Consider the following 16,726-nt stretch of genomic DNA (forward strand, 5'->3'; position numbering starts at 1 on the left):
CCTGCCACGCAAAGTTGCATGGCGGAAGCTTTCAACCGCTGGCGCTTATGGATCGCTTACGGCGTCGGGAAATAGCACCGCGCAGGCACCGCCAAAGCGGACGCCACGCGGTCAAGAGTCGCAGTTCAGGCCCTTTCGGCATGGTTTATTAATTGCTTGACCCGATTGTGAATTCGGGCCGGGTTGAAGCACGACCCCAAAAAGGCCATGCTTTACCTGTAAAAATCGAGTCTACGGCGATCCCGCTGACGCGGAGATGGCGTTTGGCTGAAAGGGATATGATGCGGCAAGGATATGCGCGCTGGCTGACGGGGCTGGCAATCGCGACGGGCATGGCGATCTCGGCTTTGCCGGCGCATGCCAAACAGACCGCCGAGCCGGTCAGGATCACATCCTTCTCGGGGGCCTATCTCGCCGCCAGGATTGCCGACGGCGACAACGACCTCGACAGCGCCATTTCCTATTACAAGCAGGCGCTTGCGTTCGATCCGAACGATACGGGACTGCAGCAGAGCCTGATGCTGTCGCTGATCGCGCAGGGGCGCTTCGACGAATCCCTGGTCTATGCCGACAAGCTCAAGGCGGTTCCCGATGTCGAGCGCTTCTCGCGCCTGGCGCTGGCCATCGATTCCTTCCACAAGAAGGATTTCTCCAAGGCCGAATACTGGCTCAAGCTGTCGCTCGAGTCCGATCTCGACCGGCTGATCTCCGGCGTCATGACCGGCTGGGCCAAGCAGGGTGCGGGTGACGCCGGCGAGGCCATGGCTTCCATCGACAAGCTGCAAGGCCCCGACTGGTTCAGCCTGTTCAAGTCCTTCCACCGCGCCTTGATTGCCGACGCCTCCGGCCTGCCCGACAGGGCGGATGCGCTCTACACCGCCACCGTGCAGGACACGGCCGCCGGCGGTGCGGCCCCCGAAACATGGATGCGCAACGCGCAGGCCTACGCCTCTTTCCTCGCCCGCAAAGGCGACAAGGCCAAGGCGCTGTCGGTGCTCGACAAGGCCGAGGCGTTTGCGCCCGGCAAGGTCGAGATTGCGTCCCTTCGCGACAAGATCAACAAGGGCGAAAAGATCGAGCCCTTCGTTGCCGGTCCGTCGGACGGCGCCTCGGAAATCCTACTCGATCTCGCCACCGCGCTCAACCGTGGCGGCGGCGAGCCGTTCGTGCGGCTTTATCTGCAATATGCCCTGGCGCTGCGGCCCGACAACGACGCGGCGCTCGTTCAGCTTGCCGCCGTTGCCGAGCAGTTGAAAGATGGCGAGGGCGCCATCGCGCTCTATCGCCGCATTCCCGCCGGCTCGCCGCTGAAGCAGCTTTCGGACCTGCAGCTTGGCCTCAACCTTGCCGATCTCGACCGCAACGACGAGGCGATCACTCACCTCAAGGCCATCGTCGATGCGCATCCAGACGACATGCGCGCCTATCTGGCGCTCGGCGGCGTCTATTCCTCGAAGGATGATTTCCGCTCCGCCGCCAATCTTTACGACAAGGCGGTCGAGGTGCTGAAGACGCCGACCGCCGCCAACTGGAACATTTTCTACCAGCGCGGCATCGCCTATGAGCGGCTGAAGGAATGGCCGAAGGCCGAGCCGAATTTCCGCAAGGCGCTGGAGCTCTACCCCGACCAGCCGCAGGTTCTGAACTATCTCGGCTATTCCTGGGTCGACAAGAACATGAACCTCAAGGAAGGCCTCGCGATGATCCAGAAGGCCGTCGACCTGAGGCCGAGCGACGGCTACATCGTCGATTCGCTGGGCTGGGCCTATTACCGCCTTGGCCAGTTCGACGATGCAGTGCGCGAAATGGAACGCGCCGTTTCGTTGAAGCCGGAGGATCCGGTGCTCAACGATCACCTCGGCGACGCTTACTGGCGCGTCGGCCGCAAGCTGGAAGCCACCTTCCAGTGGAACCAGGCCCGCGACCTGAAGCCGGACCCGGATGTGCTTGCCGCCTTGCAGCAAAAGCTGATGAAAGGCCTGCCGCCGATCGAATCCAACACGGCGCAGGAAACCCCGAACGTAAAGCCCTTGCCGGCGCCCGCCCCTAAGGGGTGACCCTTCTTCCTTCTCCCCTTGTGGGAGAAGGTGGATCGGCGCGCAGCGCCGAGACGGTTGAGGGGTGTCGGGCGGATTGCCGTCGGTGCCAAGCTGGAACACCCCTCATCCGACCGAGCTTCGCTCGGCCACCTTCTCCCACAAGAGGAGAAGGGAACACCTTCAAAGGCCTGACCCCTCTGCCTTGACGCTTGCTGGCCAGGCATCTAGGACGTGCCGGCATCCCGCCTTTCCCGCCGGAGGCCGCCGTGACCGTTGATATCCCTGCCCACATGCACCCCAGCCGCTCGTTCCAGGGGCTGATCCTGACGTTGCATAATTACTGGGCGGACTATGGCTGCGTCGTCCTCCAGCCTTACGACATGGAAGTCGGCGCCGGCACATTCCATCCGGCAACGACATTGCGCGCGCTCGGCCCAAAACGCTGGAACGCGGCCTATGTCCAGCCCTCGCGCCGCCCCAAGGACGGCCGCTATGGCGAGAACCCGAACCGGCTGCAGCACTATTACCAATACCAGGTGATCCTGAAGCCCAATCCGCCCAATCTGCAGGAGCTTTACCTCGGCTCGCTGGCCGCGATCGGCATCGATCCGCTGCTGCATGACATCCGCTTCGTCGAGGACGACTGGGAAAGCCCGACGCTGGGCGCCTGGGGGCTGGGCTGGGAGTGCTGGTGCGACGGCATGGAGGTCTCGCAGTTCACCTATTTCCAGCAGGTCTGCGGCATCGAATGCGCCCCGGTGGCGGGCGAGCTCACTTACGGGCTGGAACGGCTGGCCATGTATGTGCAGGGCGTCGACAATGTCTACGACCTCAACTTCAACGGCCGCGAAGGCGCCGACAAGGTGACCTATGGCGACGTCTTCCTGCAGGCCGAGCAGGAATATTCGCGCCATAATTTCGAATTTGCCAACACCGCAATGCTGCTCAGGCATTTCGAGGACGCCGAAGCCGAGTGCAAGGCGCTGCTCGAAGCCGGCGCGCCTGTCTCCCCCCTTGAGGGGGAGATGCCCGCGAAGCGGGCAGAGGGGGTCACCTCAGAAGGCACCACAAGTAAAACGTCGAGCACTGCACGAGCGACCCCTCTCGGCCAGACCTTGTCTGGCCACCTTCCGCTCAAGGGGGAGGGATATCACCGCCTTGTATTCCCCGCCTACGACCAGTGTATCAAGGCCAGCCACGTCTTCAACCTGCTCGATGCCCGCGGCGTCATTTCGGTCACCGAGCGCCAGAGTTACATCCTGCGCGTTCGCAATCTGGCCAAGGCCTGCGGCGAGGCGTTTTTGCTGACGCAGGCGGGCGGCTTGGCGGCTTAGCTCCAGGCGGTTTCGGCAGGGGTGCTGATTGGCAACGTGCCTTGGCCGCTTGCACCGGCTATTGTCCGCAGCGCCTGCCTGACGCCGGGCATCGAGAACGTGCCATGAACTTGCGCCGTCAAGCAGGCGCTGAGCGCGAGGATCTGCAGGAATGTCGATGCCGTTCTCATGGTCGGTCAGCCAATAGCTCTCTGCCTGAGCGTTGGTCGCTTCAGCGCTGCGTTCGGTTCAGGGAAATCTTTGATCCAAGGACGGGCGGACCGGCGCGTGTCCGACAGGCGGCTGAATTTTTTCGGAAATCGCCGTTAGATGTCCCGATCGAGCGGGGAAGGGTGACAGCGGCCAGCCGAGTTGCTATGCCCCCGCTTACCTCCCCCTCGATGGGGGAGGTCGCCGCGAAGCGGCGGCTATTTTTGTCCATGAGTTCCTTCGATGCCCGACCTGCTTTTAGAACTCCGTTCGGAAGAGATTCCCGCCCGCATGCAGCGCAAGGCTGCCGGCGATCTCAGGAAGCTTTTGACCGACGGGCTGGTCGACGCCGGGCTGACCTATGAGGCGGCGCGCGAATATTGGACGCCGCGCCGGTTGACGCTCGACATTCGCGGCCTGACCGCCCGCTCGAAGGACATCAGCGAGGAGATCAAGGGGCCCTCGACCAAGGCGACCGAGCCGGCGGTGCAGGGTTTTCTGCGCAAGGCCGGCCTTGCCTCGATTGCCGAGGCGCATGTTCATTCCGATCCGAAGAAGGGCGACTTCTACGTCGCCCATATTTCCAGGCCGGGCAGGCCGGCGGAGCAGATCATCGCCGAGCTGGTGCCGGGCATCATCCGCAACTTCCCCTGGCCGAAATCGATGCGCTGGGGGCCGGCTTCGGCCAAGCCCGGCTCGCTCCGCTGGGTGCGGCCGCTGCAATCGATCCTGTGCACCTTCGGCCCCGAAACCGAGGAGCCGGTGGTCGTCGATTTCGAGATCGACGGCATCCGCTCCGGCAACGTCACCTACGGCCACCGTTTCCATGCGCCCGGCGCCATCACGGTGCGCCGCTTCGACGATTATGTCGCCAGGCTTGAGACGGCCAAGGTCGTGCTCGATGCCGACAGGCGCAAGGAGATCATTCTTGCCGATGCCAGGAACCTCGCCTTCGCCAGCGGGCTCGACCTTGTCGAGGACGAGGGGCTGCTGGAGGAAGTGTCGGGCCTGGTCGAATGGCCTGTCGTGCTGATGGGCGAATTCGAGCAGGATTTTTTGGCCATTCCGGCTGAGGTGATCAGGCTCACTATCCGCGCCAACCAGAAGTGCTTCGTGACGCGGCCACATGGCGCGGGCGAAGAGCTTTCCAACCGCTTTATCCTGACCGCCAACATCGACGCCAAGGACGGCGGCAAGGAGATCGCCCACGGCAACGGCAAGGTGGTGCGCGCGCGCCTGTCCGACGCGCTCTATTTCTGGAAGACCGACCAGGGCGACCTGCCGGATCTCGACCAGCTGCAGGCATCGGCGCAAAAGGTCGGACTTGATCTCAAAAAGCCGCTCGACCAGCGCATGGCCCGCCTCGACCACCTCAATGTAACGTTTCATGCCAAGCTCGGCACGCAGGGCGAGCGGGTGGAGCGGATCGCCAGGCTGGCGGAAGAACTGGCGCCGATCGTGGCGCAGTCGATCTCCCCCCTTGAGGGGGAGATGGCCGGCAGGCCAGAGGGGGTCGCTCCGGCTGGCGCGACGCGATCTGGCCTTTCGAAGCAAGAGGAAGTTGGCGCTCCACGCGAGACGACCCCCTCTGTCGCCTTCGGCGACATCTCCCCCTCGAGGGGGGAGATTACCGCGCTGGCGCGCCGCGCTGCCGTCCTCGCCAAGGCCGACCTCACCACCGAAGTGGTCGGCGAGTTCCCGGAACTGCAAGGCGCCATGGGCCGCAAATACGCGCTGCTGCAGGGCGAGCACCCCTCCGTCGCCGCCGCGATCGAGGAGCACTACAAGCCGCAGGGCCCGTCCGATCGCGTGCCCGCCGATCCGGTATCGGTCGCCGTGGCGCTCTCAGACAAGCTCGATATGCTGGTCGGCTTCTGGGCGATTGATGAAAAGCCGACCGGATCGAAGGACCCCTATGCGCTGAGACGGGCGGCGCTGGGGGTGATCAGGATGTTGGTCGAGAACGGGGTTCGATTGCGCCTTGAGCAGGATTGGCACAAAGCATGGCTTCGAGTTTTCTGGCAGATCGTTGATCAGAAGTACCGGCCAATATTTGAGAAATTTATGGAACTCGGTCGCATGCTTCCGATGTCCTCCGCAGGAGATTGGAAGTTTGGTCAGGTCGCAGCCATCTTAGCTGAAGACAAGGCATTCCTGATAGAATGGGCAAACAGATTTAATGCTGCAGAAGCCGACCTCCTGTCCTTTTTCCACGATCGCCTCAAGGTCTATCTCCGCGACCAGGGCGCGCGGCATGATCTGATCGACGCGGTTCTGGCGGCAGGTTCGCGCCCAATCTCCCCCCTCGTGGGGGAGATGTCGGCGCAGCCGACAGAGGGGGGCGCTGTCCCGCCGGCCTCTCATTCTGTCGCGCCCCCCTCTGCCCTGCCGGGCATCTCCCCCTCTAGGGGGGAGATCGGCCAATCGTCCAACGACGATCTCCTTCAAATCGTCCGCCGCGTCGAAGCACTCGGCTCCTTCCTCGACAGCGAGGACGGCAGGAACCTGCTTGCCGGCACCAAGCGCGCGGCCAACATCGTGGCTGCCGAGGAGAAGAAGGCGACGGCGATTGCAAGCAGCGTTGAGCCGGCTCTGTTCCGGGAGGACGCCGAAAAAACCTTGTTCGCGGCGGTGAATCAGGCCGAGAGGCAAGCCGGCGAAGCGATTCAAAACGAAGACTTTTCCGCCGCCATGCTGGCGCTTAGCGTGTTGCGCGAGCCGGTTGATTCATTCTTTGAGAAAGTCCTCGTAAACGATGAGGACCAGGCGGTGCGCGCCAATCGCCTGGCATTGCTCGCCCGCATCCGCGCAGCGACCGACCGGGTCGCGGATTTCTCCAAGATAGCCGGCTGACATTCGCGAAAAAATCATCGCTTGTGGCGCTATTTCGGCTGGTCGGGAGCTGCTAGCGGGGCAGGCTGCTGCGCAGCCGGTTCAGGGGTTTTGCTGGCGACCTTTGGATCGGCCTTACTGTCCGCGGCGGGCGCGGCAGCGGTGGCCGGCGCGGCTTTGGGCGCGGGCGTTGCAAAGGCATCGCCGACAATACCGCCGCGGATGATCATCGGGCTTCCGTCGAAGCCATGACTCGGCTGGCTCGGGATCGCCGCGACCTTTTCATCGGTGACGTTTTCATTGACGTCAGGCAACTTCTCACCGAGCGCGACGATCGACGGTGTTTTCGCCCGTTCGAGCGCGCCGGCATTTACAACCGAAGGCGTCGCCGTCGTTTGCACGAGAAAAACGAGCGACGAGGCCTGTGCCGTGCCGGCCATAAACGCCAGACCAAGCGCTCCAAGGATACGCATCGAAAGCATGATAATTCCCCTTGCCCAACAAGGCGGCACCCTAGCCGAGGGCAGTTGATGCCGGCTTGCGGGGAAACATAGCATTTTAGCGATTTGCGATTCGCCTACGCCCGGACTTGCTCCGTCGGCGTCAGCGTATTAGGCACCCGCATCCGTGAGGTGACGACAGTGGCTGAAATTCGTGCCGTCGGCGAGGCGATGGAAAGGGCGTTGGCGCTGCTCGAGAGCGGCGATGTCGTCGCCATCCCGACCGAGACCGTCTATGGGCTGGCCGGCGACGCGACCAATGGCGTTGCCGTGGCCCGCATCTTCGAAGCCAAGGGCCGCCCTCGCTTCAACCCGCTGATCGCCCATATAGCCGACCCGGCGATGGCCGAGCGCATCGCGCTGTTCGATCCGCTGTCGGAAAGATTGGCGCAGGCATTCTGGCCGGGGCCGCTGACGCTGGTGCTGCCGCAACGGCCCGGCAACGGCATTCATCCGCTGGTCACCGCCGGTCTGGAAACGATCGCGCTGCGCATGCCGAAAGGCTTTGGCGGCGAGCTGATCGCCAGGTTCGGCCGCGCGCTGGCGGCGCCAAGCGCCAATTCCTCGGGCAGGATCAGCGCCACGACGGCCGAGGCCGTGGCCGCCGATCTCGGTCCCCGGATCAAGCTTGTGGTCGATGGCGGCGCGACGCCGGTCGGTCTGGAATCGACCATTGTCAAGATCGAAGCTGGAAAGCTGCGGCTGCTGCGGCCGGGCGGCATTGCCGCCGAAGAGATCGAAGCAGTGGCCGGGTCAAAGTTGCTGCGCGGCGCTTCGGTCGTCGAGGCACCCGGCATGCTCGCCTCGCACTATGCGCCAGGTGCGGCGGTGCGGCTCAATGCTGCGAAGGTCGCACCGGGCGAAGCCTTGCTGGCCTTCGGCCGCCGCCGTGCCGAAGGCTGGCGCGACGCAGCCGCCCTGCGCAATTTGTCGGAGACCGGCGACCTGCGCGAGGCGGCGAGCAATCTCTTCGCCCATCTGCAGGATCTCGATGGCAGTGGCGCCAAAACCATCGCCGTCGAGCCGATCCCGTTCGAAGGGCTGGGCGAGGCGATCAATGACCGGCTTTCGCGCGCCGCCGCCCCGCGTGACAAGATCGCCCCGCGTGACAAGATGGATTGAGCACCATAGTTTCCACCCATGAACGACATTTCCCCCGATCTCGACCCCGCCGTCGTCGCCCGCTTTGCGGCAATCGTCGGCGACAAATATGCGCTGCGCGATCAGCGGGACATCGCGCCTTTCCTCACCGAGCGGCGCGGACTTTGGCACGGCAGGACGGCTTTGGTGCTGAGGCCGGGGAGCGTCGAGGAGGTCAGCAGCATCATGCGGCTGGCGACCGAAACCGGCGCGCCCATCGTGCCGCAAAGCGGCAACACCGGGCTGGTTGGCGCCCAGGTGCCGGACGCATCTGGCCGCGAGATCGTGCTGTCGCTGTCGCGGCTGAACCGCATCCGCGAGATCGATACGCTGTCCAACACGGTGACGGTCGAAACCGGCGTCATCCTGCAGACGTTGCAGGAAGCGGCCGATGCCGCCGACCGGCTGTTTCCGCTGTCGCTTGCCGCGCAAGGCTCCTGCCAGATCGGCGGCAATCTCTCGTCCAACGCCGGCGGCACCGGCGTGCTTGCCTACGGCAATGCGCGCGAGCTCTGCCTCGGCGTCGAAGTGGTGCTGCCGACCGGCGAAGTGTTCGACGATCTGCGCAAGCTGAAAAAAGACAATACCGGCTACGATCTGAAGAACCTGTTCGTCGGCGCCGAGGGTACGCTCGGCATTATCACCGCCGCCGTGCTCAAGCTGTTCCCCAAGCCCAAGGGGCGCGAGGTGGCGTTTGCCGGCCTGTCATCGCCGGAGGCGGCATTGTCGCTGTTCAGCCTGGCGATGGACCGTGCAGGGGCAGCGCTCACCGCCTTCGAGCTGATCGGCCAGAGGCCCTACGACTTCACGCTTGCCCACGCACAAGGCGTGGTGCGGCCGCTTGCCGGCGATTGGCCGTGGTATGTGCTGATGCAGATCTCGTCGGGCCGTTCGGCCGACGATGCGAGGGCGCTGATCGAGGAGGTGCTGGAGGCAGGCCTCGAGCAAGGGATCGTCGGCGATGCGGTGATCGCGGCAAGCATGGCCCAGGGCGATGCGTTCTGGAATTTCCGCGAGGTGCTGCCCGAGGCGCAGAAACCGGAAGGTGCCTCGATCAAGCACGACATCTCGGTGCCGGTGGCGTCAATCCCGCCCTTCATTGAAAAGGCCGCCGGCGCCGTGCAATCGGTCAGTCCCGGCGCGCGCGTCGTCTGCTTCGGCCACATGGGCGACGGGAACCTGCACTATAACATCTCCCGGCCGGCCGACGGCGATGACGAGGCGTTTCTCGGCCTTTACCACGTCATGAACAAGGCCGTGCACGACGTCGTGCGCGCGTTTCATGGCTCGATCTCGGCCGAGCACGGCATCGGCCAGTTGAAGCGGGACGAATTGATCGCGACGGCGCCGCCGATGGCGATCGAGCTGATGCGCAGGGTGAAGGCCGCCTTCGATCCGGCCGGCATCATGAATCCGGGTAAGGTTATCTGATCCTTTCGCCGGCCTGCGCCGGTTGGCATTCCGATAACCATCCGCCCCGGATCAGCAAAATTTAACCGACTTTCTTAAGCGCGAGGATAAGAAGCCCGCGCTAATGTTTCTCCACAAACGAGGCTGGGAAAACCGGCCCGGAGAACCGGAAACACCGGCTCTCAGGAGAAACAGGAAAGGCACGATATGAACACTGGACTGAAGCCAGTCTGGGCCGGGCGCAATATGCGCCTCGACCCATTCCGCCTGCCGCAAGTGGTGAGCTACGCCACGCGCGACGACTATGGCGACGTTACCTTCACCATCGACCAGCGCGGCGCGGTTATCCGCCGCACGCTGGAGATGAGCGGCGTGCCGGCGATCATCGCTCTGCCCGCCAACGCGTTTCGCGGCGTCGCCGCCCGCGCGATGGAGGATCCGGATGGCAATGTCACAGTGACGCTTGAGCTTCTGCACAATGACCCGATGCTGTCGGTGCCGCTGCTGGTCGCCGACGATCTCGACGACGTCGCCGCCGACTGGCGCGCCTGGGCCGACGCCTACCGGCTGCCGATGCTGCTGATCGAGGCCGACGGCATTGCCCGCACGCTGGAAGAATCGCTCGGCGCCGCCATCAAGGCGCTGCCGGCGCAGGACCGCCGCAAGGGTCGCGTCTCGACCATGCGCCGCCCGCGCTTCCTCGCCCGCCGCCGCGCCGGCGACCTCGGCCTCAGGCTGGTCATCGGCGGCGAGGAGCTTATTTCGCGGGAGTAGCTAAACCAGCGGCTTCAGCGCCACCCAGGCCGCGCCGCCGATCAGGCCGAGGAAGATCAGCCAGCCGACCTGGTTGTTCGATCTGAACAGCCTCAGGCACTGGTCCGGATCGTCGATGTCGAGCACGCCGATCTGCCGCGCCAGATGCGCGCCGGCGGCGATCAGCCCGGCAAGTGCAGGCACCGGTGCCTGTGCCGAGGCAAAGGCGATGGCGAAGCAGACCAGCGCTCCGCCATAAAGCCCGGCCAGCCAAGCCTTGGTATTGTCGCCGAACAGGCGCGCCGTCGAGCGCACGCCGACGATGGCGTCGTCTTCCTTGTCCTGATGCGCATAGATCGTGTCATAGCCGATCACCCACAGGATCGAGCCGATATAGAGCATGATTGCCGGCCCATCGAGATCGCCGAACTCGACCGCCCATCCCATCAGCGCTCCCCAGGAAAAGGCAAGGCCGAGAACGAGTTGCGGCCAATTGGTGTACCGCTTCATGAACGGGTAGACGGCGACGATGACCAGCGAGCCGATGCCGAGCAAGATGGCGAAGCTGTTGAACTGCAAAAGCACGGCAAGGCCGACCAGTGCCTGCACGACAACAAACATCCAGGCCTGCCGGCGCGTGACCTTGCCGGCCGGCAGCGGCCGCGAGCGCGTGCGTTCCACCTGGTTGTCGATGTCCTCGTCGACCAAATCATTGTAGGTGCAGCCGGCGCCGCGCATGGCGAACGCGCCAAGAAAAAACAGCAGCAGATACCACGGCGACGGCAGCAGAGAGAGAAGCGGGTCCGTCGGACGCGGATAGGCGCTCGCGGCAAGCGCAGCCGACCACCAGCATGGCCACAGCAGCAATTGCCAGCCGATCGGCCGGTCCCACCGGGCAAGCTGCGCATAGGGCCACAACCGCCGCGGCAGCACGCGATAGACCCAGTGGCCGCTCGGCGCATCGGCGACGCGGCCCTGGGCCGCTTTCGACTGGACGGTTTCCATTTTGCTGGAGTGGCAGCAGAGGCGAATGCCGTCAAGCGTCAAGCAGCCCCCGCACGCTCGCCACGCGCAATCGGCGCTTCGGCAGCCAAATGTCTTGACCCGTCGCGCGCGGCGCAATAGCGCAGTCCTGGTCGTGAAATGGCAAGGAATCTGGGCATGCGTGTTTTGCTGATCGGCTCCGGCGGACGAGAGCATGCGCTTGCCTGGAAGATCGCGGCGTCGCCGCTGCTGACCAAACTCTACGCGGTGCCCGGCAATCCGGGCATCGGCCGCGAAGCCGAGCTGGTGAGGCTCGATATTGCGGATCACACGGCGGTTGCCCGGTTTTGCCTCGAGAATGAAATAGGCCTAGTCGTGGTCGGGCCGGAAGGGCCGCTGGTCGCCGGCATTGCCGACGACCTGCGCGCCGAGGGCATCCGTGTCTTCGGACCGTCAAAGGCAGCGGCACGGCTGGAAGGCTCGAAAGGTTTCACCAAGGACCTCTGCGCCAGATACGGCATCCCGACCGCCGCCTATGGCCGCTTCGACGATCTGGCTTCGGCCAGGACCTATGTCGAGAAGACGGGTGCGCCGATCGTCATCAAGGCCGACGGCCTCGCTGCCGGCAAGGGCGTCACCGTCGCCATGACGCTTGACGAGGCGCTGGCCGCGCTCGACGCCTGTTTTGACGGCTCCTTCGGCCAGGCCGGCGCGGAAGTGGTGGTCGAGGAGTTTCTCGTCGGCGAAGAAGCAAGTTTCTTCTGCCTGTGCGACGGCACCACCGCGCTGCCCTTCGGCACCGCGCAGGACCACAAGCGCCTCAGTGACGGCGACACCGGCCCGAACACCGGCGGTATGGGCGCCTATTCGCCGGCCCCGGTGATGACGCCGGAAATGATCGACCGCACCATGCGCGAGATCGTCGAGCCGACCATGCGCGGCATGGCTGAAACAGGCGCTCCGTTTTCCGGCGTGCTGTTTGCTGGGCTGATGATCACTGACAGCGGGCCGAAGCTGATCGAATACAACACCCGTTTCGGCGACCCGGAATGCCAGGTGCTGATGATGCGGCTGAAGGACGATCTGCTCGTCCTGCTCAACGCAGCAGCCGACGGCCAGCTGGCGCACACCTCGGTGCGCTGGCGCGACGAGGCGGCGCTCACCGTGGTGATGGCAGCCAGGGGTTATCCCGGCACGCCGGAAAGGGGCTCGGTCATCCGCGGCGTCGAGGCGGCGGCGGGTGAGGGCGTCGAGATATTTCATGCCGGCACCGCCATCAACGGCAGCGCACTCGTCGCCAATGGCGGTCGCGTGCTCAACATCACGGCGACCGGCCGCACGGTCGGCGAGGCGCAGAAGAAGGCTTACGCCGCGCTCGAGCGGATCGACTGGCCGCAAGGCTTTTGCCGCCGCGACATTGGCTGGCTGGCGGTGGCGCGCGAGCAGGCGGACTGATGCTCGGGCGGCCTTCGGCCTCAGCGCAAGCCGTGGTCGAATTCGGTCGAGACGCTGCTGACCGCATCGGCGGTGGAGACAAATCCTGGCACCGATGCCGCACGCTTTTCGTTTCGCGTCCAGGCGACATATTCGGCAATCCCGCGCGGCAGGGCCGGCGCCGCCTTCACCGCAGCCATTTGAAAGCCGCTGCTGAACCTGGCCAGGCGCGCCCTGAATACCGCGACCATCTCCTCGAAGCTTGCTGGCGTCACGCTGGCGTAAGTGATGGTGCCGCCGGCGAGCCCCGCCTCGCGTGAGAGCGGCACCGGTATCGAGGTGAGATAATCCGGCTGCACGTCGATCAGGCCGCCGAACGGCCACTGCGCGCTCAATTCCGTGGCGTTCATCGGCGCGACGCTGACGTCGATATCGTTGGGTGTGCCCGCGACCCTGTAAGGGCAGCGGAACCGGCCGCAATTTGCTCGCGCCGAAAACTGCCAGAGCGCATAACCCTGCCAGTTGCCCATCGGAAAATGCACGCCGATGTCGGGCTTGTAGCGCGCATACCACAGCGGCAGCCGCGACAGCAGCTGGTATTTGTATCTGTTGTCGGCGATGTGCCGGGCGGTCGTGCCGTTGGTGTAGAGCACCGGAAAGCGGCCAAGCCGCCGATGCACCTGGCGGACGAATTCTTCGGCGTCGTCCAGCGACATCCACTGCGTCGGGTCGTCGTCCTCGATGTCGAGGGCAAGCAGGTCGTCCGGCCCGGGTTCGGCGAACTCGATGAAATGATTGGCCTGGCCGACCGGGTTGCCGGGGCGGCCGAGGTGATAGGCGCCCCATTTCAAGCCAAGCGCCTTGGCCACAACCTTGCGCGTCTGGAACAGCTCACGCGCCACCGCATGGCGCTTCCAAAGCGTCTTGCACAGCCGCGTCTCGGTCTCGTCGCCGAAACAGAAATAGGGTGGCGGCATTCCGTCGGATGCCTTGTTGATGAAGCCGACAAGACGCTTGTCGGTGGCAAGCCTGGTCCAGTCGATGGAATTGTATTCGTAGGCGTCGACGACCAGCGCCCGGTCGGCATCCTTCCACGGTTCGGAGAAATCCGAGGCCTTTGCCGGCGTCAGCATCAGGGTCATCGCGGCCGCGACAAGGAGAAGCGCTGAGCGGACAAGGGGGCGCGCCGGCGTTTTCAAACAGCAGATCCTTGCTGGCCAAAGCCAAATCCTGAACCGCCATGGTTAAGGAAATGCTTCGGGTGCCGAGTGGGCGAGTTGGAGCGCTGGAGAAGCGATCCTTGGTGCTCCTCAAGAGCAAAGCGATGGTTGCGATTGTCAGCCAAATAGCTTCAACGCTGTTGCTATGGGCAGGAACAGTGATAGCGGGCGGCTCTGAAACGAGGTGAAGCCATGCCTGCGATAATACGCGACCGCCTGGTCATCCTTGGCATCGACAATCAACGCGAAGGCTGCTGGGGCAGCGCTAACGCTACGTCGTAGCGCATCCACGATCAGCGCCGACCCGACCCGCCGCCGCTGGTATCGGGCATCGACGGCCAGCCTGCCGACCAATATCGCGGGCAGAACCGGGTAGCGTGGCAGATGTTTTGTCTGTTCGTCAGGCAAGGACGCGATTGGTATGCTCGACGCCGCCAAAGTGTAATATCCGGCGATCGCGCCGCCATCGCGATCCACGGCAACGAAGCAATTGCCGACTCGGCGTTTGACATCCTGGCTGGCTTGCTCCCGAATGTAGCGGTCGAGCGCCGGTACCCCGCAGCTGAACGCCTTGCGATCATGCGATCCGCCGAGCGGTTCGATAATGACGGCGAAAGTCACCGGGTTTCGACGACCAGCCGTTTGTGGGCGTCGGCAGCTTTGCGCAGTGCCTCATTAGGCTCGGGCGGATTGAGAATCGCCTCCATCATGGCGCGCTGATCTTCGATGGAGATACGCATGATGGTGGTGTTCTCGATAGTACGCTGGGCCGCCTCTTGAGCGGCGGCGACCACGAAGTCGCTGACGCTGCGGCCCTGGATTTCGGCGGCACGTTTCACCACGTCCAGCATATCCGGCGAAATACGGGCTTCGAGACGGGCGGTGCGGGTCTGTTGGTTTGGCATTATCGTCACCCCTGATACTGCCTTGTACGGGAAATAGCCGTACAAATCAAGTGCGTCGTCCGGCTCTAAATAATTTTGCAGACGAGCCAGCAACTGCAAAATCCGCGTGACAAAGTTTGACGTTTACGTAAAACGAGGTGGACGGGGAGCGTCGGCACGGATCTTGAGTTGACCTGCCGGACTGAGGAGAGCCGGACAGAGGAGGAGCGAGCGCCATGTATCGGGCACCGGTCGAGGAGATCGCCTTCACCCTGAAGCATGTCGCCGGCTTGAAGCCGGCGCTCGATACCGGCATCTTTGGCGAACTCGGCGAGGACCTCGTCGACGCCATTCTGGCCGAGGCCGGCCGCTTCGCCAGTGAGGAGGTGGCGCCGCTCTACAAGATCGGCGACCAGCAAGGCGCGGTGCTCGACGGCGCTGCCGTCACCACCCCGCCCGGCTGGAAGGAACTTTATCGCCGCTGGATCGGCGGCGGCTGGAATGCGCTGTCCGCGCCTGAAGCGTATGGCGGCCAGGCGCTGCCGGCCATGCTCGGCGTCGCCGCGCTCGAAATGTGGAACTCCGCCTCGATGGCGTTCGGCATCGCCCCGACGCTGACCATGGCCGCGGTCGAAGCACTCGACAAGCATGGCTCGCAGGCACTCAAGGCCAAATATCTGGAAAAGCTGGTCTCCGGCGAATGGATGGGCACCATGAACCTGACCGAGCCGCAGGCAGGCTCGGACCTGAATGCCTTGCGAACCCGCGCCGAACCGGCCGGCGACGGCACCTACCGCATCTTCGGGCAAAAGATATTCATCACCTATGGCGAGCACGATTTCACCGACAACATCATCCATATGGTGCTGGCGCGGCTGCCGGACGCGCCGGCCGGCACGCGCGGCCTGTCGTTGTTCCTGGTGCCGAAATTCCTGGTCGGAGACGATGGCGCGCTGGGCGCACGCAACGACGTCTTCTGCTCCGGGCTGGAGCACAAACTGGGCATCCACGCTTCGCCGACCTGCACGATGATTTATGGCGATGGCTTCGAAGGCACCGCGCCCGGCGCGATCGGCTGGCTGGTCGGCGGGGAGAACAAGGGCCTCGCCTGCATGTTCACCATGATGAACAATGCGCGCCTTGCCGTCGGCATTCAGGGCGTCGCGGTCGCCGAGGCGGCGACGCAGAAGGCGCTCGCCTTTGCAAATGATCGCCGCCAAGGCAAGGCGGCAAGCTATGGCGGTGCCGGCATGGCGCCGATCGTGCATCACCCCGACATCCAGCGCACTCTTCTGACCATGAAGGCGCTGACCCAGATTGCCCGTGCCGTCTGCTATTCCTGCGCCCACGCCATCGATCTTGCGTCGCAGAGCGAAGATGCAAAGCACTGGCAGGAGCGCGCCAATCTGTTGACGCCGCTGGCCAAGGCCTTTTCGACCGACGTCGGCGTCGAGGTCGCCTCGCTTGGGCTGCAGGTGCATGGCGGCATGGGGTTCATCGAGGAGACAGGGGCCGCAGCACTTTATCGCGACGCGCGCATCGCGCCCATTTACGAAGGCACCAATGGCATCCAGGCGATCGATCTGGTGACACGCAAGCTGCCGCTCGGCGGCGGCCGGCATGTGCATGGCTACATCGCCGAACTCAAGGCCGTCGCCGATGCGGTGCGAGCGTCGAACCTTGAAGGCTTCGGCCGCACCGCCGATCGCCTCGACCAGGCGCTCGACGAGCTCTCCCAGGCAACCCGTTTGCTGCAAGACCTGCAGGCCGAAGGCCGTTCGGACGAGGCGCTGGCCGGCGCCACACCCTATCTCACGCTGATCTCGCTTGCCGCGGGCGGGGCCTATCTGGCGCGCGGCGCGCTTGCCGACCAAAACCGCATCGCGCTTTGCCGGTTCTTCGCCGAGAACCTGCTTGGCGAAGTGGCCGCGCTCAAAGAGCGCGTCGTCGGCGGCGCCGACAGCCTTGCCGTTGCCGGCAAGGCGCTGATTTCAGCCTGACGTTCGC

14 protein-coding genes are annotated in these 16,726 nt (G+C 64.4%); 8 read left to right on the forward strand and 6 right to left on the reverse strand.

Annotated features, from left to right (window positions below; translation table 11 throughout):
- Positions 1-281 precede the first annotated feature (281 nt).
- The gene (locus tag NKH99_RS23095) at positions 282-2,057 is read left to right on the forward strand and encodes a tetratricopeptide repeat protein (RefSeq protein ID WP_353015815.1); all 1,776 of its coding nucleotides are present in this window, start codon (positions 282-284) and stop codon (positions 2,055-2,057) included.
- Positions 2,058-2,305: 248 nt separating this feature from the next.
- Positions 2,306-3,373, forward strand: coding sequence for a glycine--tRNA ligase subunit alpha (locus tag NKH99_RS23100; protein WP_353015750.1), 1,068 nt, complete (start codon positions 2,306-2,308; stop codon positions 3,371-3,373).
- On the opposite strand, the gene NKH99_RS23105 is transcribed toward NKH99_RS23100, so the two are convergent.
- The gene (locus tag NKH99_RS23105) at positions 3,370-3,543 is read right to left on the reverse strand and encodes a hypothetical protein (RefSeq protein WP_353015752.1); all 174 of its coding nucleotides are present in this window, start codon (positions 3,541-3,543) and stop codon (positions 3,370-3,372) included. The two genes, NKH99_RS23100 and NKH99_RS23105, sit on opposite strands and share 4 nt — an antisense overlap.
- Before the next feature lie 262 nt (positions 3,544-3,805).
- Between NKH99_RS23105 and glyS the strand changes: the two genes are divergently transcribed.
- Positions 3,806-6,415, forward strand: a complete 2,610-nt coding sequence (glyS, locus tag NKH99_RS23110) for a glycine--tRNA ligase subunit beta (protein WP_353015754.1) — start codon at positions 3,806-3,808, stop codon at positions 6,413-6,415.
- Positions 6,416-6,444: 29 nt separating this feature from the next.
- Here glyS and NKH99_RS23115 read toward each other — a convergent pair whose 3' ends face one another.
- On the reverse strand, positions 6,445-6,834 hold the full coding sequence (locus tag NKH99_RS23115) for a hypothetical protein (RefSeq protein ID WP_353015757.1): 390 nt from the start codon (positions 6,832-6,834) through the stop codon (positions 6,445-6,447).
- Between the two features lie 201 nt (positions 6,835-7,035).
- On the opposite strand from NKH99_RS23115, the gene NKH99_RS23120 reads away from it, so the two are divergent.
- The 3 genes from NKH99_RS23120 to NKH99_RS23130 all read left to right on the forward strand — a co-directional run bounded on the left by NKH99_RS23120 (position 7,036) and on the right by NKH99_RS23130 (position 10,218).
- A complete protein-coding gene (locus NKH99_RS23120) occupies positions 7,036-8,016 on the forward strand; it encodes an L-threonylcarbamoyladenylate synthase (RefSeq protein ID WP_353015759.1) in 981 nt (326 codons plus the stop codon).
- An 18-nt stretch (positions 8,017-8,034) separates the two neighbouring features.
- Complete coding sequence (locus NKH99_RS23125; RefSeq protein WP_353015761.1) at positions 8,035-9,465, forward strand: FAD-binding oxidoreductase; 1,431 nt, start codon at positions 8,035-8,037, stop codon at positions 9,463-9,465.
- A gap of 186 nt (positions 9,466-9,651) precedes the next feature.
- Positions 9,652-10,218 carry a DUF6101 family protein gene (locus NKH99_RS23130; RefSeq protein ID WP_023674094.1) on the forward strand — a complete coding sequence of 189 codons (567 nt, stop codon included), beginning with the start codon at positions 9,652-9,654 and terminating at the stop codon, positions 10,216-10,218.
- Here NKH99_RS23130 and ubiA read toward each other — a convergent pair whose 3' ends face one another.
- Positions 10,219-11,202 carry a 4-hydroxybenzoate octaprenyltransferase gene (ubiA, locus tag NKH99_RS23135; RefSeq protein ID WP_352994053.1) on the reverse strand — a complete coding sequence of 328 codons (984 nt, stop codon included), beginning with the start codon at positions 11,200-11,202 and terminating at the stop codon, positions 10,219-10,221.
- Between the two features lie 156 nt (positions 11,203-11,358).
- Here ubiA and purD point away from each other — a divergent pair, with 156 nt between their 5' ends.
- Positions 11,359-12,636 carry a phosphoribosylamine--glycine ligase gene (gene purD / locus NKH99_RS23140; RefSeq protein ID WP_352969356.1) on the forward strand — a complete coding sequence of 426 codons (1,278 nt, stop codon included), beginning with the start codon at positions 11,359-11,361 and terminating at the stop codon, positions 12,634-12,636.
- Between the two features lie 20 nt (positions 12,637-12,656).
- On the opposite strand, the gene NKH99_RS23145 is transcribed toward purD, so the two are convergent.
- From NKH99_RS23145 to NKH99_RS23155, 3 genes are all read right to left on the reverse strand, one after another.
- Positions 12,657-13,757 (reverse strand): glycoside hydrolase family 25 protein, encoded by a 1,101-nt coding sequence (locus tag NKH99_RS23145; protein ID WP_353015764.1) that lies wholly within the window; start codon positions 13,755-13,757, stop codon positions 12,657-12,659.
- Positions 13,758-13,952: 195 nt separating this feature from the next.
- Positions 13,953-14,456, reverse strand: coding sequence for a GNAT family N-acetyltransferase (locus NKH99_RS23150; protein WP_352501976.1), 504 nt, complete (start codon positions 14,454-14,456; stop codon positions 13,953-13,955).
- On the reverse strand, positions 14,453-14,833 hold the full coding sequence (locus tag NKH99_RS23155; RefSeq protein ID WP_352501975.1) for a type II toxin-antitoxin system TacA family antitoxin: 381 nt from the start codon (positions 14,831-14,833) through the stop codon (positions 14,453-14,455). The genes NKH99_RS23150 and NKH99_RS23155 overlap by 4 nt, the downstream gene beginning before the upstream one ends.
- Positions 14,834-14,955: 122 nt before the next feature.
- Here NKH99_RS23155 and NKH99_RS23160 point away from each other — a divergent pair, with 122 nt between their 5' ends.
- On the forward strand, positions 14,956-16,719 hold the full coding sequence (locus NKH99_RS23160; protein ID WP_353015766.1) for an acyl-CoA dehydrogenase family protein: 1,764 nt from the start codon (positions 14,956-14,958) through the stop codon (positions 16,717-16,719).
- The last annotated feature ends 7 nt before the right edge of the window (positions 16,720-16,726 follow it).

It is taken from the genome of Mesorhizobium sp. M0854 (assembly GCF_040319815.1).
Taxonomy (GTDB): Bacteria; Pseudomonadota; Alphaproteobacteria; order Rhizobiales; family Rhizobiaceae; genus Mesorhizobium.